Source organism: Hyphomicrobium sp. MC8b (assembly GCF_905067615.1).
Classification (GTDB): domain Bacteria; phylum Pseudomonadota; class Alphaproteobacteria; order Rhizobiales; family Hyphomicrobiaceae; genus Hyphomicrobium_B.
This window is the reverse complement of the sequence record NZ_LR898465.1, coordinates 1,882,629-1,908,204: the sequence shown is the minus strand read 5'-3', so window position 1 is coordinate 1,908,204 and position 25,576 is coordinate 1,882,629. Positions and strand designations below refer to the sequence as shown.

The window sequence follows — 25,576 nt, the reverse complement described above, 5'->3', positions numbered from 1 at the left end:
AACACTTTGATGCCCGAGAGCTTCGCTGCCGTGTGCTGCGAGGCGAATTGGAGTTTGATCATTTGCCCATTGCAACTCCCGGCCCTTTTGTCCGCTTGATGCCATCCAAAACAGCTATTTTCGGTCTCTTTTTCACGGGTTTTGCAGCCGGCAGCGTTGCCTTTGCCAATTTTGCTGCAGCGCAAACGGCACCGCAGCCTATCCCGATCCCGACGCAGACATCGCAACCGCAAGGTGCGGTTATCCAGATGCTCTACGTGAAAGAGGACCGGGAAAAGGAGTTGCCTCTTTCGCTCCTCGATCAGCCCAACCCCGATGACGGCATCGCGGGTGCCAAGCTCGGCATCGCCGACGACAACACGACGGGCCGTTTTCTCAACCAAACCTTCAAGCTCGATGTCATCGAGGGCAGCGACATCGACGACCTGATCAAGCAGGCGACCGACAAGGTCGCCGCCGGCAACGCTTTCATCGTCGCCGACATGGGACCCGATTCACTCTTGAAATTTGCCGATGGCATGAAGGGCAAGCCCGCACAGATTTTCAATGTCGGCAACCCGGACGATCGCCTGCGGGAGGAAGACTGCCGCGCCAATATCCTGCATACGGCGCCGACACGCACGATGCTGGCCGATGCACTCGTGCAGTATCTGGTGTGGAAGCGCTGGCCGAACATGCTGATGGTCATCGGCCCGAGCGCCAACGACCAGCTTCTCGCCGATGCCTATCGCCGCTCGGCGAAAAAATTCGGCGCAAAAATCGTCGAGGAGCGCAAGTTCAACGTCGACACTGGCAACCGCCGCGCCGACGGGGGATTCGAGCAGATCCAGCAACAAATCTCGCAATTCATGCAGGGGGCCAAGGACCACGACGTCGTCCTCGTCGTCGACGAAGACCAAGTCTTCGGCGACTACTTTCCCTATCGAACCTGGGTTCCGCGTCCGATCGTCGGCTCGGCGGGTCTCGTTCCCGGAAGCTGGCACCCAGCGCTTGAACAATGGGGCGCGACCCAGTTCCAGAACCGCTTCAAACGTTTGACCGGCCGCATCATGCGACCGCTCGATTACGACGCTTGGATTGCAACACGTGTCGTCGGCGAAGCGGCATCACGGACGCGTTCGACCGACTTCAAAACGCTGAAAGACTTCATTCACTCGCCGAAATTCGACGTTGCCGCCTTCAAAGGAGTCGCTGTGAGCTTTCGCGGCTGGAACGGCCAGCTCCGCGAACCGCTGCTCGTCAGCACCCAGAAGATATTTGTTAGCGTCTCCCCACAACCGGGTTTCCTGCATCAGTTCAGTCTGCTCGATACGCTCGGCATCGATAAGCCGGAGACCAAGTGCAAAGCCTATACGCAATGATCCGCAGTCGTTCGCGCGCCCGTCATTCGGCGCGTATTTCTCAACCGGAGTTTAGAATGTCGCGACTTTCAACGCTCATGCCCGCGCTGGTCACCGCCGCGATTGCATCTTTCGGCGTGACACCTGCCGATGCCTATACGGCTTACGTCACCAACGAAAAAGACAATACCGTCTCGGTCATCGACACCGATAAACTCGAAGTCATCAAGACCGCAAAAGTCGGCCAGCGCCCGCGCGGCATCGTCATGTCGAATGATGGCAAGTGGATCATCATCTGCACGAGCGACGACAACGACGTAAAGGTCTACGACGCAAAAACGCTCCAATACATAAAATCTCTTCCGTCCGGCCCCGACCCGGAATTGCTCACGCTGCACCCCGATGGGCGTCGCCTTTACATCGCCAATGAGGACGACAACCTCGTAACCGTCGTCGACATCCAGACCTCGAAGGTCATCACCGAAATTCCCGTCGGCGTCGAACCCGAGGGCATGGGCATGAGCCCCGACGGCAAAGTGCTCGTCAATACGTCCGAAACGACGAACATGGCGCACTTCATCGACACCACCACGCACAAGCTGTTCGACAACGTCCTCGTCGATAGCCGCCCGCGTGTCGCAATGTTCAATTCGGCCCAGACCCAGCTGTGGGTGTCATCTGAGGTCGGCGGCACGGTGGCGGTAATCAATCCGGCTGATCGTAAGATCATCGCCAAGATCAACTTCTCTATCCCGGGCATCGAGCAGGAAGCGATCCAGCCGGTCGGCATCCGCATCACCAAGGATGACAAGATCGCCTTCGTCGCACTCGGCCCAGCCAACCGCGTGGCCGTCATCGACACGAAGACGTTCAAAGTTTTGAAGTATATTCTGGTTGGCCAGCGCGTCTGGCAGATGTACTTCACCCCCGATGGCAAACTTTTATTCACGACCAACGGCGCTTCGAACGATGTGACCGCCATCGACGTTGCCAACTTGAAGGCGATCAAATCGATCAAGGTCGGTCGCTATCCCTGGGGCGTCGTGGTCTCGCCGAAGTAACGAACGAAAAGGACTGAATACGATTATGGCATCGACTGTCACGGCCGAAGCCGAGCAAACGCCGGCCCTCGTCGTCAACGGCGTGAGCCACAGTTTCGGTGACCGGAAGGTTCTCGATCGCGTCTCGCTCACTGTCGAGCAAGGCGCGTTCGTCGTGCTGTTGGGCCTCAACGGTGCGGGAAAATCGACGCTGTTCTCGTTGATCACGCGCCTCTATGACAACGTCACCGGCGAAATCTTCATTCGCGGGTTCGACGTCCGCAGACGGGCGTCGCAGGCGCTGCAACGCCTCGGCGTCGTCTTCCAGAGCCGCACGCTCGACGTCGATCTGACGCTGATGCAGAACATGAAGTACCATGCCGCCCTGCATGGCTTCGCTGGCCGCGAGGCGACACGGCGCGCGCAACAAGCGCTAGAGCTCGTCGGACTGGCGGATCGCGCCAACGAAAAAGTCCGCGCCCTGTCCGGCGGTCAGGTCCGGCGCGTCGAGATTGCGCGCTCAATGATGCACCGTCCCGATCTGCTGTTGCTCGATGAGGCAACCGTTGGCCTCGACCTCGGCTCGCGCGAAAGCGTCCTGAAGATCGTCCGCGATCTCGTCGCCAAGGAAAAGCTCGGCGTTTTATGGGCGACCCACCTGATGGACGAAGTCTTGCGCACCGATCAGGTCGTCATTCTGCACAAGGGCGTCATTCTCTATAACGGCCCGGTACCGCAGCTCCTGACGCTGACGGGAACGTCCAGCGTCCGCGAAGCGTTTCGCACGGTGACGGGAACCAAAACAACGATCGAAGAGGCCGCCTGATGTCATCGCAAGCGGCGACCACGAGTCCCGATAACATTTCCGCCATGTATCACGGCAGCGAGGATGACGCGCGCCGCCGTCTTGGCATCGCGGGTTACTTCGCCTGCTTCAAGGGCATCGTCTGGCGCGAGATTCTTCGCTATCTGCATCAGCGCGAACGGTTCCTATCGGCCCTCGTTCGACCGTTGATCTGGCTATTCATCTTTGCCGCTGGCTTCCGCCAGACGCTCGGCATTTCGATCATCCCGCCCTACCAGACCTATGTCCTCTATGAAGAGTTCATCGCACCTGGCCTGATCGCGATGATCCTCCTTTTCAATGCCATGCAGTCGTCGCTATCGATGGTCTACGATCGCGAGACGGGTACGATGCGGACATTGCTCGTCAGTCCGTTTCCGCGCTCGTTCCTGTTGCTTTCGAAGCTGCTCGGCGGCGTGTGCGTTGCTCTGCTGCAAGCCTACGCGTTCATGTTGGTTGCGTGGTTCTGGGGCATCGAGCCACCGCCCGTCACCGACCTGAAGCTCTTTACGTTCTACGATCCGCCGACCTGGGCAGGCGGTGTGATTCCGACCATGTCCGATCCCGTTACGACCTCGCTCTTCTCGTTGCCCGACTTCATCCAGCCGTTTGCAGGTTACATAACTGTAATTCCCGCAATCGTGCTGGCGGGTTTAATGCTGGGCTCCCTGGCCCTCCTGATGTCGTCGGTCATCAAGCAACTTGAGAATTTCGCGGGCGTCATGAATTTCGTGATCTTTCCGATGTTCTTTGCGTCGTCCGCGCTCTATCCGCTGTGGCGTATCCGCGAAGCGAGCCCTGCACTTTTCGAGATCTGTCGCCTCAATCCGTTCACGTATGCAGTGGAACTCATCCGCTTTGGGCTGTATGGACAGGTCGATACCGTGTCCCTTGCCATCGTCGTCGGCTGCACGATCGTTTTTCTTGCCGCGGCGGTATTTGCCTATAATCCCTCGAAAGGGTTGATCGCTCGGCGCGGCGGCCCTGGAGGAGCAGCCTGAGGTTTGATTGACAATGAAAATGAACTTTCTCCGTCGCGCCGCCCTGGGGACCGCATTCGTTATGCTGGCACCGCTGACATGGTCGGCCGTATCGCCTGCGTTCGCCGATGAGCAGGACAAGAATGAGTGGCCTTGCGTTTACCGCAAGGTGCCGATGCTGTCGGCAGCCACGATCTGGGATGGCCCCGAAATTAAAGACACCAAGAGCTGGCGGAACGACGAAAAAATCCGCACGCTCTCGCAATATCTGATCTCGCGCCGCATCAAGGAAGATGACGCCGAAGCCGCGATCAAGAAGTATGCTGCCAGCATTCCCGCTGATCAGCGCGACGCGAAGCTGACGGAACTCTTCTCGGCCGTCCTGACCCGCACCAACGAGAACCGCAAGATCGTTATGTCAGGCATTGAACGCTTCCATAAGCGCCAGATGGAGCGCGCAAAGGAAATTGAGGCCGAAGGGCTGGAGCTGCCCCCTGAAAACGAAATGGGCATCACCGACGAGTCGAGCGGACCCGCCGGCGAAATTTCAAAGCTTTCGAACAAGCAGGAAAAATACAAATGGGAAATTCGCACCTTCCAGGAGAAGCAGGCGAACATCCCGATTGCGTGTGAAATTCCCCAGCTGATTGACGAACGCGCCGGCGCTCTCGCTCGTGCCATTCGCGCCGAGATGAAAAGCTAGGGCGCTCGTTTTCAACCATCAACGGCTCTATTCGGGTGGCGCGGCGGGTGACGCGCCGCCCGATTTTTTTATTCACGCTTCATTAGCCTTAACGCGTCCTTAACCAAGGTTGATGCACTGTCAACACATCGGCTCTCGCCGCCGGTTCTGTTCCGGCCCCGAAGCCAACACCGCAAGTGAAACGTGTCGTCATCCCTAGTCTCGCGTTGTGAGGTTGACCATGCACCAAGAACTTGTCTCGCGTGCCCTTGCCTACGTCTCCTGCATTTCGACGATGAGCCTGCTCATGACGTCGATGGCGATCGCCGCCATCAACGTCGGACGAACGTCGCTGTCTTCCTGCGCCCAGCATGCCTGCGTTGCCGGCATCATGGTCACGAAGGACGGACAGTTCGGCGCTCTCACGAGCCCCGCTCAAGTCAATGCGTTGGCTACTGAGCTCTGGTCCGCCAAAGCCTGAAAAACGAATACTCTCGCCAATGCGGATGCAAAAGCCGATCGCGACGGCTCGTGCGGAAACGGCGGCGAGAGGGAAATGCCACGGCCACTACGACTTTGAAGCACTCTTGAAGTCACGACCCGCATAAAAAGCATGCCGTCCGGGCGCACGGACGGAAGTCACTCGATACACGACAAGATCACACGAAGCCTTTTGGTGGTGCTCTGAATCGGCCGGAGCGGAACCAAAAGAGCTAGGCACGTACAGAAGGGCGCGAGCTTCAGGTCTGGCTCGCGGCCTTTTGTGCTTTGACGATGTTGTCGATCGCCTGCAGTTCGGCAATGAGCGCACCGAAGTCTTTGAGCGCAACCATGTTCGGCCCGTCCGACGGCGCCTTATCCGGATCCTGGTGCGTCTCGATAAATAACCCCGCAACGCCAGCGGCAACCGCCGCGCGCGCCAGCACCGGCACGAACCGCCGATCTCCGCCCGACGACGTCCCCTGCCCGCCCGGCTGCTGCACGGCATGCGTCGCATCGAAAATGACCGGAGCACCGGTTTCCGCCATTTGCGGCAGTGCCCGCATGTCGACGACGAGCGTATTGTAGCCGAAACTCGACCCGCGCTCCGTCACCAGAACATTCGGATTGCCCGAGCCCGTTACCTTGGCGACGACATTCTTCATGTCCCAGGGGGCGAGAAATTGCCCTTTCTTGATCTTGACGACACGTCCGGTCTTAGCTGCCGCGATGAGCAGGTCCGTCTGCCGGCACAGGAATGCCGGGATCTGCAGGACGTCGACCACCTCGGCGACAGCCGCGCATTGCGCAACCTCGTGCACGTCGGTCACGACGGGCAGCCCGAACGTCTCGCGGATTTCAGCGAAGACCGGCAAGGCAGCCTTAAGCCCGATGCCGCGCCGCCCTGTCAGTGATGTCCGATTGGCCTTGTCGAAGGACGATTTGTAGACGAGCCCGATTCCGAGCGTCTTTGAGATTTCGCTTAGCGCCGCCGCCATCTCCAGCGCGTGCGCCCGGCTTTCCATCTGGCAAGGCCCGGCGAGCACGGCAATCGGCGCATCATTCGCAAAGCGGACATTTCCGACGCGCACCTCGCGGGCAGGCTTTAGGGTCTCATGCTGTGTCATGGCGAGGGTTATAGCCGCCGACAAGGCCGTCCGCGACCCCCGACACCGAGTTCCCCAAAACAAAAACGGCGACCCAAGGCCGCCGTTTTAGGAACCAAAAGGTTCGAATTCGTTAGATCAGGTCGATCTCAGCCGGAAGGTACGACGTAACTTCCAGACCAACTTCCTGCTCGCGAACTTCCGGCTTCGTCCAGGTCTTCATGGTGTGTCCTCCACGTATTCCGACAGGTTTGTTCCTGTTGCGAACTCACATAGTTAGATAACTGCCAAAATTCCAATCTCTTTTCGCTAACGCCGCTCAAACTTTTCGTGATCACGAAATAGTGACGCGTTATATCATTTCATTCGCTGAGATTTTGAATCTGCATCGATTTCCCGTCACCGATGCAATGCGATTTTGCAACAACCCTGACCTGCAAACGGACTTATTTGAGGTTGTTTGAACGCGTCGCCGATAACCACAGGGAGGCAGCCAAGTGTGCTCCTGGAGCGTCAGCCGGGCCCCTCACAACGCCATTAAAACCCGTTGTCGCCTCAACGGCGCATCAGACATGGTAAGGCTGCACGGCAAGCCGCGACTCGGGAGGCGGCAAAAATAAATAGGTGAGGACTACGAAGATGTTCGAAAAATATCCTTGGCTGGAACCCGTTCTGCTCGGCGCAGTGATCGTATTCATCCTCGATCTCGTGGGGAACTTGGTTTCATTCTCGAACCGCGTGCTGAACGCTCTCGCGACGGCAATCATATTCGCCATCGTTTTCGGCGGCCTGCTCTACACCGGCATCTTGACGCTCGACGTGACGACGGTCACGACCGAGACACCTGCCGCCACCGCTCCGGCTGCGCCAGCCGCTCCGGCAACGACGCCATAACGCGCGTCTGAGAAAACCGATTGTACGACATGCGATCCCGGCGCCGATGCGCCGGGATTTTTGTTTCGCAAGGCAACGCGCGATTACGAAAGATCGGGCGTGACTTCGCTGGCGTCCTTCGCTTTCTTGACGCTACCTTCGAAGTGCGCACCCTCGGCGATCGTCAGCTTTTCCTGCACAATGCTGGCTTCCACCACCGAATGCTCATGCAGAATGACGTTCGAGCCTTTTAGTTCGCCTTTGACGCCGCCCTGAATGGCAATCGTGCGCGCAGTGATGACACCTTTGACGTGTGCGCCATTATCAACCGTCACGGACTCGCCGTGAACGTCGCCCTCGATGTGGCCCTGAATCAGCAGCGAGCCTTTGGTCTTTAAGATAAGCTGCTGCCCGAAGATCGAAATATCCGGCCCAAGGATAGATGTCGGCCGGTCAGGGGACACGGATGAATAGCCTGGACTCGGATTATTCGACACGATTCCCATCGGTCCGGAAAATCGCGGCGGGGCCGCTGGTGTTGCCGTTTGCCGTGCCGTTTCCGCACGCGTATCTGCTCGTGACTCGCGACTGAACATAAAAACCCCCTGGGATTGATCCACTCTGAACATAACAAAAGGGCATGTCCCGCTAGGAAAAGAAGGGCACGCGATTGCAGCGGCACGAGGGCATGAACGGCGCAAATCCACATACGGTGCGAACGATGGGCAGCTTGCGGACCAAAATTCGAAATGCATTCGCGAGCGTGTGCACTGCGGTTGCTTTCGTTGCGCTCTCTCCTGTGCCCTTTAACGCGCACGCCGACGACCTCACGCAGCAGATCGCTGATTACCGGCAGAAGCTGGCAATCTACAAAGCAGCGCGTGCGGCTTATAACGAGTTGGCCGATCCCTATTGGACGGTTGTCGAAAGCAAACGGAAACGGCGCATCGCCAAACAGCGAAACGGCGAGCAACCGACTGCCGCCGATTATGTGCTCGAACAGCCGCCGCTCTATACCGGGCCGCCCAAGCCCATCAATCCTGAAAGCCCGCGCGCCGAAGGCGAATATGTGCCCGTCGCCGCAGACTTCCTGGAACAAGCGCAGACACACTTTGGCTTTATGCCGGACCAACCATCATCTGACGATGCTTACCGCCGCACCTACGCGCGCGCAGCGCGTGCGGCAGGCCTGACGCCAGAGCAGTGCGTGAAAGTCTACGCCTTTGAATCCGGCGGCAACGGCGGCTACGCCGTACAGGCGGGCCTCGAATACGATCGCCCCGGCGCGCGTGCCATCACGACCGCCCTCGGTTACAACCAGCTGCTCACGACCAACAGCATCGAACTGCTTGCGGAAGCGGGCGACAAGATCCTCGCGGCGTTGCGCGCAAAAGTGCGAGATGCCAGCGGCCCGCGCCGGGACAAGCTCGAGGACAAAATCGCCACCCTCAAACGCATGATCGCATTCAGCCGCAGCGTACCGGATCGCTGGTCCGCGCACGCCCGCCTTGCGCGCACGTCGAAGGGGCTAGCCATCCATGCGCTCATTCTCGACGTCGACGTCGGACCGCTGCTGCAGGTCCATAAACTTTTGACGTCGGTGACCTACGCGAGGCGTAAAGGCTATACCGCGCCCCTCACCGCCGCCGAACTTGAGATGATGAACCTGACCGGCGACGGCAACGGCTTCGACATGGTCACGATGTCGGACGCGCTGCGCAAGAAGGTGCCGACGTCGAACTTCTTCCAGCAAGGCGGCTACGAGCGAAACCCCGTTGCCATTCGCAACAACACGGTCGCTAAGCTCTTGGCCGCAACCGATGCTAAGATGGAAAGCGAAGCGCAATTGCCGGGTGCCAAGGCGTTGGCAGAGGCATTTGCAGAGACACGGTAATACCCTGTAGTCATCCTCGGCCGAGCACTTGCGACGGCCGGGGATCCCGCGCAAAGCCACTATCGCAGTATTGAGCCTTCGGCACTCGTCAAGCTGGATTCCCAGTCTTCGACGCCGCTTCGCCGCGCTCGGCTGAGAATGACGAGTGTTGCCGTCCGACCTAAACCAACCGGCTCTGCACCACGGCTGCGCTGATGAAGCTCGCAAAGAGCGGATGCGGTTCAAACGGCCGCGACTTCAGCTCCGGGTGATACTGCACGCCGATGAACCACGGATGGTCCGGGTATTCGACCGTCTCCGGCAGCAATCCATCCGGCGACGTTCCGGCGACGCGCAAGCCCGCCTTCTCCAGATCGGCGCGATACCGCATGTTGACTTCGTAGCGGTGGCGATGCCGTTCCGAGATATCGTTCGACTTGTAAATGCTCGCGATCTTGCTGCCTTCCGCAAGCAACGCCTCGTAGGCGCCAAGCCGCATCGTGCCGCCGAGCTCGCCGCCCTGACGGCGCTGCTCAAGCTCGTTGCCGCGCATCCATTCCGTCATCATCGCAACGACCGGCTCTTTGGTTTCGCCGAATTCCGTCGAGCTTGCATCCTTGATGCCCGCGAGATTACGAGCCGCCTCAATGCATGCCATCTGCATGCCGAAGCAGATGCCGAAATAGGGAACGCGCCGCTCGCGCGCGAACTTCGCCGCTAAAATCTTGCCTTCCGAGCCGCGCTCACCAAAGCCGCCCGGCACCAGAATGCCGTGGACGCCTTCGAGATACGGTGCCGGGTCTTCGCTCTCGAAGATCTCGCTCTCGATCCATTCGAGCTTGACCTTGACGCGATTGGCAATACCGCCGTGCACCAGCGCTTCGTTCAACGATTTGTAGGCGTCCTTGAGGCCAGTGTACTTGCCGACGATGGCAATCGTCACTTGGCCTTCGGGCTGCGCGACGCCGCGGGAGATCGTTTCCCAGCGCGCCAGATCAGGTTTCGGCGCGCCGGTGATGCCGAACGCGTGCAGCACCTCGCGGTCGAGGCCCTCACGGTGATACGCCAGCGGCACGTCGTAAATCGACGCGACGTCGAGCGCCTGAATGACCGCCTCGGGCCGGACGTTACAGAACAGCGCGATCTTCTTCCTCTCACCGACCGGAATATCGCGGTCCGAACGGCAGAGCAGAATATCGGGCTGAATGCCGATCGAGCGCAATTCTTTGACCGAGTGCTGCGTCGGCTTGGTTTTCAGCTCGCCCGCCGACGGGATGTACGGCATCAGCGTCAGATGGATGAAGACGGACGCGCCGCGCGGCAGCTCGTTACCGAGCTGGCGGATGGCTTCGAAGAACGGCAGTCCTTCGATGTCACCGACCGTGCCGCCGATCTCCGTTAAGACGAAGTCGACGTCCTCGTTCCCCGACAGCACGAAATTCTTGATTGCATCGGTGACGTGCGGAATGACCTGCACGGTGCCGCCGAGATAATCGCCGCGCCGCTCTTTCGCGAGAATGTCCTGATAGATCCGCCCGGTCGTGACATTGTCCGACCGCTTCGCCGGCACGCCGGTGAAACGTTCGTAATGACCAAGGTCGAGGTCCGTCTCGGCGCCATCGTCCGTAACGAACACTTCGCCGTGCTGATAGGGGCTCATGGTCCCTGGATCGACATTCAGATAGGGATCAAGTTTCTTGAGCCGAACCGAATAGCCACGCGCCTGAAGAAGCGCGCCGAGAGCGGCGGACGCTAGGCCTTTGCCGAGAGAGGAGACCACGCCGCCGGTGATGAAGATATACCGCTGCATGGGCCTTGGTTGTGGCACACCCTCCCCCGGATTCGGAAGCGGTTTTTTTGCACCTTCACCAATAGAAAAGGTCGCAACGCTCAGAACTGAAACAAACGGGCCACTCTAACTCCGTCCGCACTGCTGGGCGACCTCTTGTGTCGCGGCCGCCTGGACGTCGGGAGGAACGCTCTCGGACGCCAGCTCGGACTTGAGCTGCGCGGCCGTCTCTTTCGAGTTTCGAGCCGCGGGCGCAATTCCATCCCGTCCGTAGGTCACGTCGATCGAAACGACCCGGAGGTCGATCGGCTTGATGTCGATGACCTTGCCTTTGTCGGTCGTCTTTGTTTTTCCGCACTTGAACGTCGTCTGTGGCGGCGTCGCGGTAAACGTCTTCTGGTGCTGCTGGTCGCCGTAATCGGCCGCCGCCGCCATCGCGATCTTGCTTAGCCGGTCGGCGGGCGTGCTCGGCGACCCCGCTGCAGTGATATGCAGGCTCCCGTCCGTGTTCTGCGAGATGCTGTATCCGGCTGGCGCGAAAAGGTTGGCCGCCTGATAATTCGTCACCGAGGCGGTGGTCATATCGCTCAAAGTCGATCCGCACCCGCCCAGAGTAGCGACGACACTCGACGCGGCCGCAAGAATTGCGAAAGGCCGCGCAGCGCGCAGCCCGGCTGACAGCTTGCTTATGCTTGTATCCACCATGATCAAGTCCCCCACACCGCCGCACATTTGCAGGGAACCTCGCGAGGGTCCAGACCCTCGCGATCTATAGGCTCAAGTCACGCACATAAAACGTGCAGAAACCGAACTACTGGTTTTGCGGAACGAGCGGCCCGTGCGGCTGTTCGAGCTTGTCCAGAATGCCGCCGCGGCCCGGCTCGGTCTTGGAGCCGGCAGCAGGCGCCGAGCCGTTCGCAGGCGCCGTCGCACCCGGAACCGAATCGAACACCGATCCACGCGGCGTCGAATGATTAGCGAGCAACGTCAATAGGATGCTGGTCGTGAAGAAGGCCGCCGCAAGACCTGCCGTGGTCCGCGTCAGAAGATTGGCCGTGCCCCGCCCCGTGAGGAAGCCGCCACCGCCGCCACCGCCGATTCCGAGAGCACCGCCCTCCGATTTCTGCAGCAACACCACGCCGACAAGCGTCGCGGCGATCATCAAATGAATGACGAGGAGTACGGTAGCCATGAAATCCGGTTCCAGAAATGTTCGGGTCGAGACCCGATGAGCGACGGGCTATACACCACCCTCGCCCAATCGGCCAGTCCTCAAATCCGCGCCGAAAAGCCGTTCCGGCGCAATTCCAGGATTTGGGGTGTATTGCCTGTCAATTCAATGCGATGCCCAGGGCAAAACCTCGCCCTCCGCGACAGAAGAGCTTGCATTCGTCCCCTTGCTCGAGCCGGCATTCGACTCCTTGTCGTCAGTCTTCTTCGCCTTTGACGATTTCGTCGGTTTGCTTTTGTGAACGGTCTTCTTGACCGCCTTCTTAGGTGCCGTGTCCTTGCTGTCCGCCGCTGCCGCCCCGGGCTTCGGTGGGTCCTTGGCAACAGGCGCCGTCGGATCGGCGTCGGAATTAATTTCGATCCGGGCAGCAGCCTCGCTGGCGCGTTTCGCCTCGGCGGTAACCTTCGCGTCACGGCAGCCGAACTGAACCTGCTCGTCGAGTTCCAGATAGTGCTGGATCTCGCGTAACCGTTCCGCCGACAAGTTGGCTTTACCCCAGGCTGCGCCCTTGCTCATATCGGTAAGAATGCCCGACTGCCGAAACTTGATCTGCTCAAGTCGCAACGAGTTGCAGGTTTCCGGATCGAGCTTCGGCTTCGTTGCCCAAGCGACACTCGGCGCAAGGACCAGCGTGGCAACGAGAATGGTTCGGTGAATAAAGCGCATCAGACGTTCTCATATGCCCGAACTATGGCGAGAAAATCGCTCGCCTTAAGGCTGGCGCCGCCGACGAGCGCGCCATCAACGTTTTCCACCGCCATCAGCGTCGCCGCATTGTCGGGTTTAACCGACCCGCCATAGAGAATGCGCATCGCCTCGCCTTCCACGCCGAACTGCGCGACTAGGCGCGCACGAATCGCTCCATGAACATCTTTCACGTCGTCCGGAGACGGTGTCAGCCCGGTCCCGATGGCCCAGACCGGCTCATAAGCGACGACCGTATTCGCCGCGGTGGACAATTCCGGCATTGATTCTTCGAGTTGCCCACACACAACGGCGAGCGTCGAACCCGCGAGTCGCTCCGCATGCGTCTCCCCGATACAAACGATAGCAACGAGCCCCGCGCGGTGGGCGGCTTCGGCTTTCGCCCTGACGTCTGCGCTTGTCTCGCCATGATCGGTTCGCCGTTCGGAATGCCCAACGATAACGGCCGAAGCCCCAGCATCTTTCAGCATCTCGGCGGCGATATCGCCCGTATGGGCTCCTGACGGCTTCGGGTGACAGTCCTGCCCGGCGAGCAGCACCGGACTGCTCCCCAGCTCCGCCGCAAACCCGGCGATCAGCGTTGCAGGTGGGGCGATCATCACCTCGGCAGGGAGCGACGCGAGCGGCCCTTGAAGGGCGTCCCGCACGGCCATCGCCTCTCCGAGGCTCGCCTTCAGGCCGTTCATTTTCCAGTTTCCCGCAACCAGAGGCCGAATTTCGCGCCCTGTTTTCCCCATGCCGTTCCTCGTTTTGCGGACGCTAACATGCCCTCTTTAGAGGCTCACCCCAGTGAACACTCCGTAACCTCTTCAGAGGCACCCTTGCAATCCGAAACGGGCTGGGCTTCATATCACGCCCATCCAACCCGCGCTTCGCGCGGAAACTGCCATTCGAAGCTTGCTGACCTTACGCCGTTCCGCGCGGCTACGTCACGCTTCCATCAACGGGACGTCATTACCCATGCTCGAAGCTCTCAGACGCGGCGCCCAAACCCGGGTCGCCAAGCTGCTGTTCGGATTGCTCGTCATGAGCTTCGGCATCTGGGGCGTCCATGACGTGTTCAACGGCTGGGGCCGTGGCTTCGTCGCCAAGGTCGGCGGTACCGAAATTTCGGACGAAGAATTCCGCCGCACCTTCCAGAACGAACTCGACCGGTTCTCGCAGCAGGCCGGGCGCCGCATCACGGCCGAACAAGGCCATGCGTTCGGTCTCGACCGCCGCGTGCTGGCACAGCTCATTGCCGGTGCCGCTGTCGAAGCGCACGCCAAACAGCTTGGCCTTGCGATGTCGGACAAAACGCTCGTCGAAGGCATCCAATCAGATCCCGACTTCCAGACCGACGGCAAATTCTCGCGACAGAATTTCGAATCGCTGCTGCAGCAGCTCGGCATGAGTGAACAGGGGTTCCTCGCCTTGCGCCGCAAGGATGAACTGCGCGCGGCAATCATCCGTTCCATGGTCGAAGCTCAGACGGTTCCCAAACCGCTGTTCGATCTGATGCACGCCTATAATCAGGAAAAGCGCGTCATCGAATGGGTCAAGATCGATCCCGAGGCCGTGACCGTTGCCGACCCGACGGAAGCCAAGCTCAAGGAACTCTACGACAAGGACAAGTCGAAATACATGACGCCTGAGTATCGCAAGATCCAGGTGCTCACTCTCGACGTCGACGCGTTGAAAAAACAGATCAACATTACCGACGAAGAGATCGCCAAGGCTTATGAAGCGTCCAAAGCGACTTACGACACCCCCGAAGAGCGGCGCATCCAGCAGATCTCATTCAAAGACAAAGCGACAGCCGAAGCGGCGTTGAAAGCCCTTCGCGACGGCACGAAGACGTTCGGCGACATCGCCAAGGAAACCGGCGCCAAGGACACCGACGTCGATCTCGGCCTCGTCGCGAAGAAGTCGCTGATCGACCCGAAGGTCGCCGACGTCGCTTTCTCGCTCGAAAAGGACAAGTATTCCGACGTCGTCGAAGGCCGCTTTGCGACGGTCATCCTGCGCGTCACCCAGATCGTGCCGGGCGTCACCCGCACCCTCGCCGACGTCAAGGATCAGGTGCGCGACAAGCTCGCCACCGAAAAGGCCAAGGCCGAGTTGCAGGACAAGCACGACGAGATCGAAGACAATCGCATCGCCGGCAAATCTCTGAAGGAGATCGCCGACAGCATGAAGCTGCCGTTCAAGGAAATTCCCGCGACTGATGCCACCGGCCTGGGCCCTGACGGCAAGCCCGTTATGGAGACGCCGAACCTTCGCAAGATCGTCTCGCGCGCCTTCGCTCCCGACAGCAGCAACGACGACGCCGGCATCGAGCTTGGCGACGACGGCTTCGCCTGGGTCAACGTGCTTTCGACCGATGCACCGAAGCAAAAGACTTTCGACGCCGTGAAGGATCAGGTCAAAACCGATTTCATCACGGCCGAACGCCACCGCCTCATCGACGAACTCGCCAAAAAGCTTGCAGACCGCGTCAACGGTGGTGAACCGATGACAGCGATCGAGGCGGAAGCCAAGAACAAGGTCGAAAAGACAGATCCGCTCACGCGCAAGACCATCCCGCCGAGCGTGTCTCAAGGCGTCGTCACGCAGGCGTTCGCTCTGCCGCAAGGCAAGGCAAGCTATGGGCCGTCGCCGGACAACACGACCCAAGTCGTCTTCAAGGTCACCGAGGTCATTCCAGCGCCCCCGGCGTCGCTGACGGAAACCGATGAGCTGAACAAGCAGCTCGATCAGGAACTCGCGAACCAGACGCTGACGGAATACACCGAAACGTTGAAAAAGCAGCTCGGCGCCTCCGTCAACGAGGCTGAGTTGAAGTCGGCAATTGGCGTCAGCGACGAGTGAGAATGACGTGAGCGTCCTTTCGGCCCTGCCCGCAACGGAAATCTGTCCGCCCGCCGATGCGTTCGCGCGCATCTACGATGAGGGTAAACCCCAGGTCGTCTGGACGCGCCTCATCGCCGACCTCGAAACACCCGTTTCAGCTTACTTGAAGCTCGCCGAGCATCGCGCGATGAGCTTCCTGCTGGAATCGATCGAGGGCGGCTCGGCGCGCGGCCGATACTCCGTCATCGGCTTGGCCCCAGACCTGATCTGGAAAGCGAACGGCGACACCGCCGAAATCAATCGCTCGCCCGAAGCCAACCCTGACGCCTTCCAGCGCGACGATCGTCCGACGCTGCAATCGCTGCGCAATCTACTGCAGGAAAGCGCCATCACGTTGCCGGAAGCGCTGCCGCCAATGGCCGCCGGTATTTTCGGCTACATGGGCTACGATACGGTCCGGCTGATCGAGAACCTGCCGGAAATGCTTCCCGACACGCTCGGCGTGCCCGACGCGATCCTCATCCGCCCGACGTTGATGCTGATCTTCGACAACGTCAAAGATGAGATGATCCTGGTTTCACCCGTCCGGCCGCATCCCGACGTCCCAGCGGAAGACGCTTATGCGACGGCACTGAAACGCATCACCGCCGCGATCGATCGTCTCGAAGCGCCCCTCCCGCATTCGACATCAACGACGTCCGCAAGCGCCGCGCTGCAAGAGCCGCAATCGAACACCACTCCCGCCGAATATATGGCGATGGTCGCGAAGGCGAAGGAATACATCAAGGCGGGCGACATCTTTCAGGTCGTCCTCTCGCAGCGGTTCTCCGCACCATTCGATCTGCCGTCGTTCGCGCTCTATCGCGCGCTTCGCCGCCTCAACCCGTCGCCGTTCCTTTTTCATCTTGATTTCGGCGACATGCAGCTCGTCGGCTCGTCGCCCGAAATTCTCGTTCGCGCCCGCGACGGCGTCGTCACCATCCGCCCCATTGCCGGCACGGCCCGCCGCGGCGCCACCGATGCCGAAGACAAGGCTCTCGCATCCGCGTTGCTTGCCGATCCGAAAGAGCGGTCCGAGCATTTGATGCTGCTTGATCTCGGTCGCAACGATGTCGGCCGCGTCTCCGAGCCAGGCACCGTCACCGTCACAGACAAGTTCATTATCGAGCGCTACAGCCATGTGATGCACATCGTCTCGAACGTCATCGGCAAGCTCGACGAAAAAAACCACGATGCCATCGACGCACTGATGGCGGGATTTCCGGCCGGCACCGTATCGGGCGCGCCGAAAGTCCGCGCCATGGAAATCATCGCGGAACTCGAGAAGGGCAAGCGCGGACCTTATGCGGGCTGCGTCGGCTATTTCTCAGCCAACGGCGAGATGGATACCTGCATCGTCTTGCGGACGGCCATTCTGAAGGACGGCATGATCCACGTGCAGTCCGGCGCCGGAATCGTGCACGATAGCGTGCCCGAGAACGAGCAACAGGAATGCATCAATAAAGCCATGGCTGTTGTTCGCGCCGCCGAAGAAGCCGTGCGCTTCGCATCGCGCGCATCGAACGTGCCGTATTCAGGTCGCTGATTTACCCGCCCCGCGCGGCTTTGCATTTGCCTTCCAGCGCTTGGCCCAGGCCCGCTGCCACGGCGACCACTTCGGCCGCCACAGCAGGCTGACGATGCTGTGCCAGAGTGCATAGATCGGAAACCAGAACAGCACGCGGACCGGCAGCACGCCGAACGCGAAAATCCAACGCTGCATCCGCTTCGAAGCTGCCGAGCCGTAGCGCTGCGTCCGGGTCTTAACCCAGCCCCGCACCTTCTCCTGCCCGAGCACGCGCTCGGCCATGCGCAAGCCGATGAATGCGACGACGGCCAGCGGCAGCAGCAGCCACAGCACGATCCATAAAACTTGTACGATCACCCACCAGACAATGCTGGCGATGAGACCCAGGATCCAGAAAAGCGGCGCCAGAAGGTAATCCATTGCTGATGGACCTTGTCATGACGACGGCGCGAATCTATGGCCTATCGCTTAACTGCACGAGCGACCTGCTATAAGGTTTGCTCGTCGCACAACGCCAGCCCAAGGCCGAAATGCTGTCACTCGCCCTCCTGCGCCATGCCAAATCGAGCTGGGACGCCACTGACATCGACGATTTCGATCGGCCTCTGAACGATCGCGGACGGATGGCGGCTCCGTTGATGGGCGCGGCCCTGAAAGAGCTGAATTTTGCTCCCGAGCTTATTCTCTGCTCGTCCGCAAAACGGACCCGCGAGACGCTGGCGCTCATTACCCCCAGCGTTAAAGACGCCGAAGTGACGTTTGACGATCAGTTGTATCTCACCAGCCAGGAAACCCTCTACAGCCGCCTGAAGGCCGTCCCCGCCGGCATCAAACGGGTGCTGATGATCGGCCACAACCCAGGCATGCACGGCCTCGCCCTGTTTCTCACCGGAACCGGCGACGCCAAGTCCATTTCCCGCCTGGAGGACAAGTTCCCCACCTGTGCCCTGGCGGTTTTCACGTTCGAGCAAACAAGCTGGCAGGACCTCCTGCCGGCTTCCGGGCATCTGGAAGCCTTCTTGACACCTCGCGACCGCGCCTGAGCGTCCGCAGACCTGAACGCTGCAAACGTTGAAACGAAGGTCCTGATATCCATATTTTTCCGTGTCGCGCGCATGTCATGGTCTGCTAGAAGGACAGCGCGCACGTCGGATGTCGGCAGACCAAGGGCCAATATGCTGATCCTGATAGATAACTACGATAGCTTTACCTACAATCTCGTCCACTATCTGGGCGAGCTTGGCACCGAAAGCGTCGTCATTCGCAACGACAAGGTTACCGCCGAAGAGGTGTTGGCCCAGAACCCGAAAGCCATCGTGCTGTCGCCCGGTCCCTGCACCCCGAACGAAGCCGGGGTCTGCCTCGACCTCATCAAGAAGGCGGGCGCGACCATTCCGCTGCTCGGCGTCTGCCTCGGTCACCAAGCCATTGGCCAGGCCTATGGCGGCAACGTCGTCCGCGCGCCAAACCCGATGCACGGCAAGCTGTCGGCCATCACCAATACCGGCAAAGGCATCTTCAAGGGCCTACCGGAACGCTTCGAGATCACGCGCTATCACTCACTGATCGTCGACCGGGCGACGCTGCCGGACTGCCTTGAGGTGACGGCCGAAACGGACGACGGCCTGATCATGGGCCTGCAGCACAAGTCGCATCCGGTGCACGGCGTGCAGTTCCATCCGGAGAGCATAGCCTCCGAGCAGGGTCACGCCCTCCTCGCCAACTTCCTCGACCTCGCAGGACTAGCTCCCAAGAGCCGCAAGGCAGCCTGACCCGTGACAGCAACCAGCACCGTCACAAATCCCGCGCGCGAACTGAAGCGCCTAATGAACCGCATCGCCGATGGCGAAACGCTCGGTGACGAAGGCACGCAACAGGCCCTAGACCTGCTGATGTCCGGCATCGCCCCGCCCGTTGCGATGGGCGCCTTTCTGATGGGCCTCCGCGTCCGCGGCGAGACGACGGAAGAGATCACCGGCGCTGCCAAGTTCATGCGCAGCCGCATGACGACCGTCGACGCGCCGCCCGGCGCCATCGACATCGTCGGTACCGGCGGCGACAGCCGCGGCACCTATAACATTTCGACAGCGGCAACGTTTGTTGCGGCCGGTGCGGGCGCGATCGTCGCGAAACACGGCAACCGCGCCGTGACATCCCTTTCCGGTGCCTCCGACGTTCTGGCAGCCCTCGGCGTCAAGCTTGACGTGCCGCCCGTGATGGTCTCGCGCGCCATTGCCGATGCCGGTGTCGGCTTTCTCTGGGCGCCGCTCTATCATCCCTCGTTCAAGGCTTGGGCACCGATCCGCACCGATCTCGGCCTGCGGACGATCTTCAATCTGCTCGGACCGCTGTGCAATCCGGCGCAAGTGACGCGCCAGATCCTCGGCGTCTACGACCGCAAACTCGTCGAACCGATCGCCGAGGTGCTGCGCAAGCTCGGCTCCGTTCATTCCTGGGTCGTACACGGCGCGGACGGCATGGACGAGTTGACGACGACCGGCATCACCCACGTTGCCGAACTCAAGGACGGCGACATCTACGCCTTCGACTTGACGCCGGAAGACGCGGGCCTGAAGCGCAGCACTATCGAAGCGCTGAAAGGCGGTGATGCGGCCACAAATGCTGCCGCTATCCATTCGCTGCTGCAGGGCGAGCCCGGCCCCTATCGCGATATCGTCGTGCTGAATGCCGCCGCCGCGCTCGTCGTCGCCGACAAGGCCGATGGCCTGCCGGACGGCATCGCCAAAGCCGAAGCTTCAATCGACAGCGGTCGCGCGGCTAGAGCGCTCGACCGCCTCGTCGCGGTAACGAACGACCGGATCTAAGCCATGGCCGACATCCTCGACAAAATCACCGCATACAAGGTCGATGAGGTCGCGCGCGCGAAGACCATCAAGCCGCTGCGCGTCATTGCCGAATACGCTCGCTCCGCACCGCATGTGCGCCCGTTTGCCGGCGCGATCGCGGCGAAGCATGCGGAAAAGAAACCGGCGCTCATCGCCGAGGTCAAAAAGGCCTCACCTTCGAAAGGCCTGATCCGTGCCGACTTCGATCCTCCTGCGCTCGCAAAAGCCTATGAGGCCGGCGGCGCGGCTTGCCTCTCAGTGCTGACCGATCGGCCGTCGTTCCAGGGCGCACCCGAATTCCTGACGGCGGCGCGCGAAGCGACCTCGCTTCCCGTTCTGCGCAAGGACTTCATGATCGATACCTATCAGGTCGCCGAAGCCCGCGCCTGGGGCGCCGACTGCATCCTGATCATCCTAGCCGAAGTCGACGACGCGACGGCCCATGATCTCGCCGAAGCGGCGAAAGACTGGGGCATGGATGCCATCGCCGAGGTCCACAACGCCGCCGAGCTTGAACGCGCCTTGAAGCTCGACTGTCGCCTGATCGGCATCAACAATCGCAATCTCAAAACGTTCGAAGTGACGCTGAAAACGACGGAAGATCTGGCGCCACAAGTGCCGGCCGATCGCATTGTCGTAGGCGAAAGCGGCATTTTCACACCGGCTGATCTTGCGCGTCTTTCAAAGGTCGGCGTCAATACCTTCCTGGTGGGCGAAAGCCTGATGCGGCAGTCCGACGTGACGGCCGCGACCAAGACCCTGCTCGCGCCGGCGTCATGAGCAAGCTTTCGCACATCGACGACAAGGGCGACGCCCGCATGGTCGACGTGTCAGATAAGGCTGTCACCGCACGTCACGCCGTCGCCGAGGGCTTCATCGCGATGCGGCCCGAGACGCTCGCTCTCGTCGAAACCGGAACTGCCAAGAAAGGCGACGTCATCGCCGCTGCCCGCATCGCGGGGATCATGGCGGCGAAGCGCACGCATGAGCTGATCCCTCTCTGTCATCCGCTCGCCATCACGAAGGCGACCGTCGATTTCGAAATTTCGCATGCGCCGACCGGCATTCGCGTCACGTCGGAAGTGAAAGTATCCGGCCAGACCGGCGTCGAAATGGAAGCGTTGACGGCTGTTTCCGTCGCCTGCCTCACGCTCTACGACATGCTGAAAGCGGTAGACCGCGGCATGGTCATCAGCGACGTGCGCCTCGTAGAAAAAGCGGGTGGCAAGTCGGGCACCTACAAAGCCGGTCCCCGCCCGGCAGGCGGCTGACGCACATGGCTTTGCTTCCCGTTTCCGTCGCGTTGCAACGCATCCTGGAAAACGCCACGACCCTCAACGCCGAGACGGTCGATCTGCTCCATGCCCACGGTCGCACGCTGGCGAGCCCAGTCATTTCAAAAGTCGACAACCCACCTTTTGACGCTTCCGCTATGGACGGTTACGCCGTCCGCGCGGACGATATCGCGAGCGTTCCCGCTACGCTCAACCTCGTCGGCGAATCGGGTGCAGGGCATCCTTTCGATGGTTCTCTTGGTAAGGGCGAAGCCGTCCGCATTTTTACCGGTGGCCGCGTTCCAGACGACGCCGACGCCGTCGTCATTCAGGAAAACACCACCGCGTCGGGCCCGACCGTCACCGTTCTAGAAACCGCGAAGTGCGGCGCCAACATTCGCCCGAAGGGCCAAGACTTTGCGAAGGACGAGCGCCTTATCGAACGCGGTCGCCTCCTGACCGCGCGCGATGTTTTGATATCGGCGTCTTGTGGCTACGGTGAACTCTCTGTTGTCCGCAAGCCGGTTGTGGCGATCCTTTCCTCAGGCGATGAACTGGTCACTCCGGGAAAACCTTTGGCCCTCGGCCAGATCTCGGGGTCAAACGCATACGGTCTCGCATCCGTCGTCGAAATGGCGGGCGGCAAGGCGCACTTCCTCGGCATCGCGCGCGATTCACTTGCTTCGCTTGAAGAATTCATCTCAGCCGCCGACGATGCCGATGTGCTGGTCACGAGCGGAGGCGCGTCCGTCGGAGACCACGATTTGGTTCGACCGGCACTTGAGAACGCAGGCGCTAAGCTCGACTTCTACAAAATCGCGATGCGCCCGGGAAAGCCACTCTTCTTCGGCTCACGTCACGTCGGCGGTAAATTGCAATACTGCCTCGGTCTCCCCGGCAACCCCGTTGCTGCAATGATCTGCGCACGCGTTTTTCTCGTGCCGCTCATCGGTCGTCTGCTCGGCCTTGAGAAGCCGTTCCAAGCCATCGATGCTGCGCTGACAGGCCCCGTGCCCGCCAACGGCCCACGCGAACACTATATGCGCGGCTTGCTTGATGTTTCGACGTCACCAGCTCGTGTCACGCCGTTCACAAACCAGGACAGCGGCCTCGTCAAATCTCTCCAGCGCGCCAATTGCCTCGTTGTAATCCCTGCGGACGCGCCATCGCTCCATGCCGGAACGACCGTGAAAGTACTGCGGTTAGATATTTGATTGCGTGCTGAGTATCTTCAACGCAAAATAAAACGCGGCGCAAAATCAAACTAAAGTTGGCCGTGTGCGCCGGATTTGTTGGCTGAACACGCCAAACAGCGCATTTTTGCTGGATATTTGTGCAGATCTCCGCCTTTTATTTCGGAACATTCGACTGCTGCATGACGTTTTTTGGCAAACTTGTTTGTCGCGAGGGCGTACGATTATGCTCATTCACGTCGGATACGATATTGGGCTTGAAGTTTCTGCCCCCACGCCACTGCTCCTGCTTCTCGACGTCCACCCCGGCCGCCGTCGCGATATCATCTACGAAGATGCACTCAACGTTCCCGATATCGCTATCGAACGCGGGCTGGATATTTACGGCAACCGCACGCAGCGTCTCGTTGCACCAAAAGGCTTACTGAAGCTCAGCTATCGCGCTGTGGTGCGCGATAGCGGTGAGCTGGAAGAAGCGCCACTTAGCGCCCGCGAAATTCCCGTCGCTGATCTGCCAAATTACGCCATGCACTTCCTCAGCGGCAGCCGCTATTGCGAGACCGATGAGCTGACGCAAATCGCCTGGCAACTCTTCGGCAACGTGCCGCCCGGTTACGCACGTGTGAAAGCGATCTGCGATTTCGTACACAATCATATTCGCTTCGACTATCAACAAGCGCGCTCCACCCGCACGGCGTTCGAAGCTTACAAAGAAGGGACCGGCGTCTGCCGCGACTTCGCGCATCTCGCCATCGCGTTCTGCCGCTGCCTCAACATTCCTGCGGCATACGTCAACGGCTACCTCGGCGATATCGGCGTGCCACCCGATCCGGCTCCGATGGACTTCAGTGCCTGGTTCGAAGCCTACGTCGACCATCGCTGGGTCACGTTCGACGCGCGCCATAATGTTCCGCGCACCGGCCGCATCGTCATCGCGCGCGGCCGCGACGCTGCCGACGTCGCGATGGTGACGTCATTCGGCCAGCACTATCTGGCCGAGTTCAAGGTCATTTGTGAGGAAGTCGCGCCCCAGCGCGCCGAAGAACTCTCGTCACGCGCGGCTTAAAAAAACACGCGCCGAGCGGCCGGCTGCCCGGAGGGGAGTCGCCCGGCGCAAACAAAAACTAATCCTTCGCGCGTTCGACGTACGAACCGTCTTCCGTCATGACGACGACGCGAGTGCCAGCGCCGATGTGCGGCGGTACCATCACGCGTGCGCCGTTCGAAAGCTTCGCGGGCTTATAAGAAGATGACGCCGTTTGGCCTTTGACGACCGGATCGGCTTCGACGATCTCGAACGTCACGCGCTGCGGCAGTTCCACCGAGATCGGATTCCCCTCGTGCAACGACACGAGGCACGTCATGCCTTCCTGCAGCCACTGGCCCTGATCGCCGAGCACATCCTTCGGAATGGTGATCTGGTCGAAGGTTTCGGGCTGCATGAAGTTGTAGCCCATGTCGTCTTCATAGAGGAAATTGAAGTCTTTTTCGTCGAGGTAGGCGCGCTCGACCTGATCCGTCGTACGGTAGCGCTCGGTAACCTTCACGCCATCGGCGATGCGGCGCATCTCGAGGTGCGTGACGGGCGTACCCTTGCCCGGATGGATATTTTCCGCATGCATCACGACGGCAAGCTTGCCATCCAGATCGAGCACATTGCCTTTGCGGACCGAGCTTGCAATAACCTTCACCACGGGTACGTCTCCGTTTTAATCAAAGCGCTGCGGCCGCCTCATGGGCGGCCAGCCGGCGGAAGCCTTCAGGGAATCTGTCGCGTCTCATACCCGCTTAGCCCCTTGCCGCCAAGTGCGGCAACCCTGTCCTGAACGCCCAATTTGCAAGCATGTCGCATCAATCCCCCTGGTGGAGCCCCGAACGCCACGCCGACCGCCGCCCATTTCTGGTTGGGCGGGGCCGTATCAAGGCCGCAATTCGCAATTGGTTCGTGGGCCAAGGCTTTACCGAGGTCGAGCCTAGCATCCTGCAGGTGTCGCCCGGGAACGAAACACACCTCCATGCCTTCCGGACGGATATGATCGGCACGGATCTTTCCCGGCACGAACTTTATCTGCATACATCGCCCGAACTTGCGATGAAGAAACTGCTGGCCGCAGGCGAAACGAAAATCTTCGCTTTCGCACCAGTGTTTCGCAATCGCGAACGCGGCAGCCTGCACAGCCCCGAATTCACCATGCTCGAATGGTATCGTGCCGACGAGCCCTACCAAACGCTCTGGGACGATTGCGCGACGGTCTTGAAAATCGCCTCCGAAGCAGCCGGGCACTTGGAATGGACCTTACGCGGCAAGACCTGCAATCCCGGCGCGGCGTTCCACGCGCTGACGTTGGAACAAGCTTTCCTTCAATTTGCCGGGATGCCGCTGCGCGAAGCGATATCGCAGAACATTCTCAACCGCGCAGCACTTGCCGCCGCCGCGGAAGCTGTCGGCATTCGCATTGCCGCTGACGATACATGGTCGGATATCTTCAGCCGCGTACTCGTCGAGAAGATAGACGACCGCCTCGGGTCGCCTGCGCCGACGATCCTCTATGAATATCCCGTCGCAGAGGCTGCGCTTGCACGCCCCGTATTGAGCGATCCGCAGGTCGCCGAACGCTTCGAGCTTTTCGCCTGCGGCGTCGAACTTGCGAATGGCTTCGGCGAGTTTACCGACGCCGACGAACAACGCCGCCGCTTCGAAATGTGGATGGCTGAGAAACAGCGCATCTACGGCGAGCGTTATCCGATCGACGAGGATTTCCTCGCAGCTCTACGCGTCATGCCGCCATCGTCAGGCTGTGCACTCGGCTTTGATCGTCTCGTCATGCTCGCCACCGGCGCCGAGCGGATTGATCAGGTTTTATGGACGCCCTTTCCGGAAACAGGCAAATAAGCTCAGCCAAAGTCCCCCTCTCCCCATC

The 25,576-nt window shown here is 60.3% G+C and carries 28 protein-coding genes; 18 read left to right on the top strand and 10 right to left on the bottom strand.

Features of this window, described 5'->3' with window-relative positions; genetic code table 11:
* The first annotated feature begins 98 nt into the window (after positions 1-98).
* From ACLB1Z_RS09235 to ACLB1Z_RS09210, 6 genes are all read left to right on the top strand, one after another.
* Positions 99-1,361 (top strand): ABC transporter substrate-binding protein, encoded by a 1,263-nt coding sequence (locus tag ACLB1Z_RS09235; RefSeq protein WP_409563037.1) that lies wholly within the window; start codon positions 99-101, stop codon positions 1,359-1,361.
* A gap of 56 nt (positions 1,362-1,417) precedes the next feature.
* A complete protein-coding gene (locus tag ACLB1Z_RS09230; protein WP_013947246.1) occupies positions 1,418-2,401 on the top strand; it encodes a YVTN family beta-propeller repeat protein in 984 nt (327 codons plus the stop codon).
* 25 nt (positions 2,402-2,426) lie between these two features.
* Positions 2,427-3,206, top strand: a complete 780-nt coding sequence (locus tag ACLB1Z_RS09225; protein WP_013947245.1) for an ABC transporter ATP-binding protein — start codon at positions 2,427-2,429, stop codon at positions 3,204-3,206.
* Between the two features lie 44 nt (positions 3,207-3,250).
* Complete coding sequence (locus tag ACLB1Z_RS09220) at positions 3,251-4,225, top strand: ABC transporter permease (protein WP_409563247.1); 975 nt, start codon at positions 3,251-3,253, stop codon at positions 4,223-4,225.
* Between the two features lie 19 nt (positions 4,226-4,244).
* Positions 4,245-4,907: a hypothetical protein gene (locus tag ACLB1Z_RS09215; RefSeq protein WP_409563036.1), complete on the top strand. Its 663-nt coding sequence runs from the start codon at positions 4,245-4,247 to the stop codon at positions 4,905-4,907.
* 220 nt (positions 4,908-5,127) lie between these two features.
* On the top strand, positions 5,128-5,367 hold the full coding sequence (locus tag ACLB1Z_RS09210) for a hypothetical protein (protein ID WP_013947242.1): 240 nt from the start codon (positions 5,128-5,130) through the stop codon (positions 5,365-5,367).
* Positions 5,368-5,626: 259 nt separating this feature from the next.
* On the opposite strand, the gene kdsA is transcribed toward ACLB1Z_RS09210, so the two are convergent.
* Together kdsA and pqqA are read right to left on the bottom strand one after the other, a co-directional pair.
* On the bottom strand, positions 5,627-6,493 hold the full coding sequence (gene kdsA, locus ACLB1Z_RS09205; RefSeq protein WP_409563035.1) for a 3-deoxy-8-phosphooctulonate synthase: 867 nt from the start codon (positions 6,491-6,493) through the stop codon (positions 5,627-5,629).
* Positions 6,494-6,605: 112 nt separating this feature from the next.
* Positions 6,606-6,695, bottom strand: coding sequence for a pyrroloquinoline quinone precursor peptide PqqA (gene pqqA, locus ACLB1Z_RS09200; RefSeq protein ID WP_013947273.1), 90 nt, complete (start codon positions 6,693-6,695; stop codon positions 6,606-6,608).
* Between the two features lie 416 nt (positions 6,696-7,111).
* Between pqqA and ACLB1Z_RS09195 the strand changes: the two genes are divergently transcribed.
* Positions 7,112-7,366 carry a hypothetical protein gene (locus ACLB1Z_RS09195; RefSeq protein WP_013947240.1) on the top strand — a complete coding sequence of 85 codons (255 nt, stop codon included), beginning with the start codon at positions 7,112-7,114 and terminating at the stop codon, positions 7,364-7,366.
* Positions 7,367-7,449: 83 nt separating this feature from the next.
* Here ACLB1Z_RS09195 and ACLB1Z_RS09190 read toward each other — a convergent pair whose 3' ends face one another.
* Positions 7,450-7,842: a polymer-forming cytoskeletal protein gene (locus ACLB1Z_RS09190; protein ID WP_244420993.1), complete on the bottom strand. Its 393-nt coding sequence runs from the start codon at positions 7,840-7,842 to the stop codon at positions 7,450-7,452.
* A gap of 191 nt (positions 7,843-8,033) precedes the next feature.
* On the opposite strand from ACLB1Z_RS09190, the gene ACLB1Z_RS09185 reads away from it, so the two are divergent.
* A complete protein-coding gene (locus ACLB1Z_RS09185; protein ID WP_409563246.1) occupies positions 8,034-9,239 on the top strand; it encodes a hypothetical protein in 1,206 nt (401 codons plus the stop codon).
* Between the two features lie 160 nt (positions 9,240-9,399).
* Here ACLB1Z_RS09185 and ACLB1Z_RS09180 read toward each other — a convergent pair whose 3' ends face one another.
* From ACLB1Z_RS09180 to tpiA, 5 genes are all read right to left on the bottom strand, one after another.
* Positions 9,400-11,028 (bottom strand): CTP synthase, encoded by a 1,629-nt coding sequence (locus ACLB1Z_RS09180; protein WP_409563034.1) that lies wholly within the window; start codon positions 11,026-11,028, stop codon positions 9,400-9,402.
* Between the two features lie 105 nt (positions 11,029-11,133).
* Positions 11,134-11,712 (bottom strand): hypothetical protein, encoded by a 579-nt coding sequence (locus ACLB1Z_RS09175; RefSeq protein WP_409563033.1) that lies wholly within the window; start codon positions 11,710-11,712, stop codon positions 11,134-11,136.
* A 106-nt stretch (positions 11,713-11,818) separates the two neighbouring features.
* Entirely contained in the window at positions 11,819-12,199 is a 381-nt protein-coding gene (gene secG / locus ACLB1Z_RS09170; protein ID WP_409563032.1) for a preprotein translocase subunit SecG, read from the bottom strand.
* A 144-nt stretch (positions 12,200-12,343) separates the two neighbouring features.
* The gene (locus ACLB1Z_RS09165) at positions 12,344-12,904 is read right to left on the bottom strand and encodes a hypothetical protein (protein ID WP_409563031.1); all 561 of its coding nucleotides are present in this window, start codon (positions 12,902-12,904) and stop codon (positions 12,344-12,346) included.
* Complete coding sequence (tpiA, locus tag ACLB1Z_RS09160; protein ID WP_409563030.1) at positions 12,904-13,680, bottom strand: triose-phosphate isomerase; 777 nt, start codon at positions 13,678-13,680, stop codon at positions 12,904-12,906. The genes ACLB1Z_RS09165 and tpiA overlap by 1 nt, the downstream gene beginning before the upstream one ends.
* A 223-nt stretch (positions 13,681-13,903) precedes the next feature.
* On the opposite strand from tpiA, the gene ACLB1Z_RS09155 reads away from it, so the two are divergent.
* Positions 13,904-15,793, top strand: a complete 1,890-nt coding sequence (locus ACLB1Z_RS09155) for a SurA N-terminal domain-containing protein (RefSeq protein WP_409563029.1) — start codon at positions 13,904-13,906, stop codon at positions 15,791-15,793.
* Positions 15,794-15,800: 7 nt separating this feature from the next.
* A complete protein-coding gene (gene trpE, locus ACLB1Z_RS09150; protein WP_409563028.1) occupies positions 15,801-17,360 on the top strand; it encodes an anthranilate synthase component I in 1,560 nt (519 codons plus the stop codon).
* Here the strand turns inward: trpE and ACLB1Z_RS09145 are convergent.
* Positions 17,349-17,762, bottom strand: a complete 414-nt coding sequence (locus ACLB1Z_RS09145) for a hypothetical protein (protein WP_409563027.1) — start codon at positions 17,760-17,762, stop codon at positions 17,349-17,351. The genes trpE and ACLB1Z_RS09145 overlap by 12 nt on opposite strands.
* 110 nt (positions 17,763-17,872) lie before the next feature.
* On the opposite strand from ACLB1Z_RS09145, the gene ACLB1Z_RS09140 reads away from it, so the two are divergent.
* The 7 genes from ACLB1Z_RS09140 to ACLB1Z_RS09110 all read left to right on the top strand — a co-directional run bounded on the left by ACLB1Z_RS09140 (position 17,873) and on the right by ACLB1Z_RS09110 (position 23,721).
* Complete coding sequence (locus tag ACLB1Z_RS09140; protein WP_409563026.1) at positions 17,873-18,385, top strand: SixA phosphatase family protein; 513 nt, start codon at positions 17,873-17,875, stop codon at positions 18,383-18,385.
* Positions 18,386-18,517: 132 nt separating this feature from the next.
* Positions 18,518-19,114 carry an anthranilate synthase component II gene (locus tag ACLB1Z_RS09135; RefSeq protein WP_409563025.1) on the top strand — a complete coding sequence of 199 codons (597 nt, stop codon included), beginning with the start codon at positions 18,518-18,520 and terminating at the stop codon, positions 19,112-19,114.
* Between the two features lie 54 nt (positions 19,115-19,168).
* The gene (trpD, locus tag ACLB1Z_RS09130) at positions 19,169-20,167 is read left to right on the top strand and encodes an anthranilate phosphoribosyltransferase (protein WP_409563024.1); all 999 of its coding nucleotides are present in this window, start codon (positions 19,169-19,171) and stop codon (positions 20,165-20,167) included.
* A 3-nt stretch (positions 20,168-20,170) separates the two neighbouring features.
* Positions 20,171-20,968, top strand: a complete 798-nt coding sequence (gene trpC / locus ACLB1Z_RS09125; protein WP_409563023.1) for an indole-3-glycerol phosphate synthase TrpC — start codon at positions 20,171-20,173, stop codon at positions 20,966-20,968.
* Positions 20,965-21,459, top strand: a complete 495-nt coding sequence (gene moaC / locus ACLB1Z_RS09120; protein ID WP_409563022.1) for a cyclic pyranopterin monophosphate synthase MoaC — start codon at positions 20,965-20,967, stop codon at positions 21,457-21,459. Before trpC ends, moaC begins: the two co-directional genes overlap by 4 nt.
* Before the next feature lie 5 nt (positions 21,460-21,464).
* Positions 21,465-22,676 (top strand): gephyrin-like molybdotransferase Glp, encoded by a 1,212-nt coding sequence (glp, locus tag ACLB1Z_RS09115; protein WP_409563021.1) that lies wholly within the window; start codon positions 21,465-21,467, stop codon positions 22,674-22,676.
* Positions 22,677-22,881: 205 nt separating this feature from the next.
* Positions 22,882-23,721, top strand: coding sequence for a transglutaminase-like domain-containing protein (locus tag ACLB1Z_RS09110; RefSeq protein WP_409563020.1), 840 nt, complete (start codon positions 22,882-22,884; stop codon positions 23,719-23,721).
* A 58-nt stretch (positions 23,722-23,779) separates the two neighbouring features.
* Here ACLB1Z_RS09110 and efp read toward each other — a convergent pair whose 3' ends face one another.
* Positions 23,780-24,349 carry an elongation factor P gene (efp, locus tag ACLB1Z_RS09105; protein ID WP_013947220.1) on the bottom strand — a complete coding sequence of 190 codons (570 nt, stop codon included), beginning with the start codon at positions 24,347-24,349 and terminating at the stop codon, positions 23,780-23,782.
* A 149-nt stretch (positions 24,350-24,498) separates the two neighbouring features.
* Between efp and epmA the strand changes: the two genes are divergently transcribed.
* The gene (gene epmA, locus ACLB1Z_RS09100; RefSeq protein ID WP_409563019.1) at positions 24,499-25,548 is read left to right on the top strand and encodes an EF-P lysine aminoacylase EpmA; all 1,050 of its coding nucleotides are present in this window, start codon (positions 24,499-24,501) and stop codon (positions 25,546-25,548) included.
* Positions 25,549-25,576 lie beyond the last annotated feature (28 nt).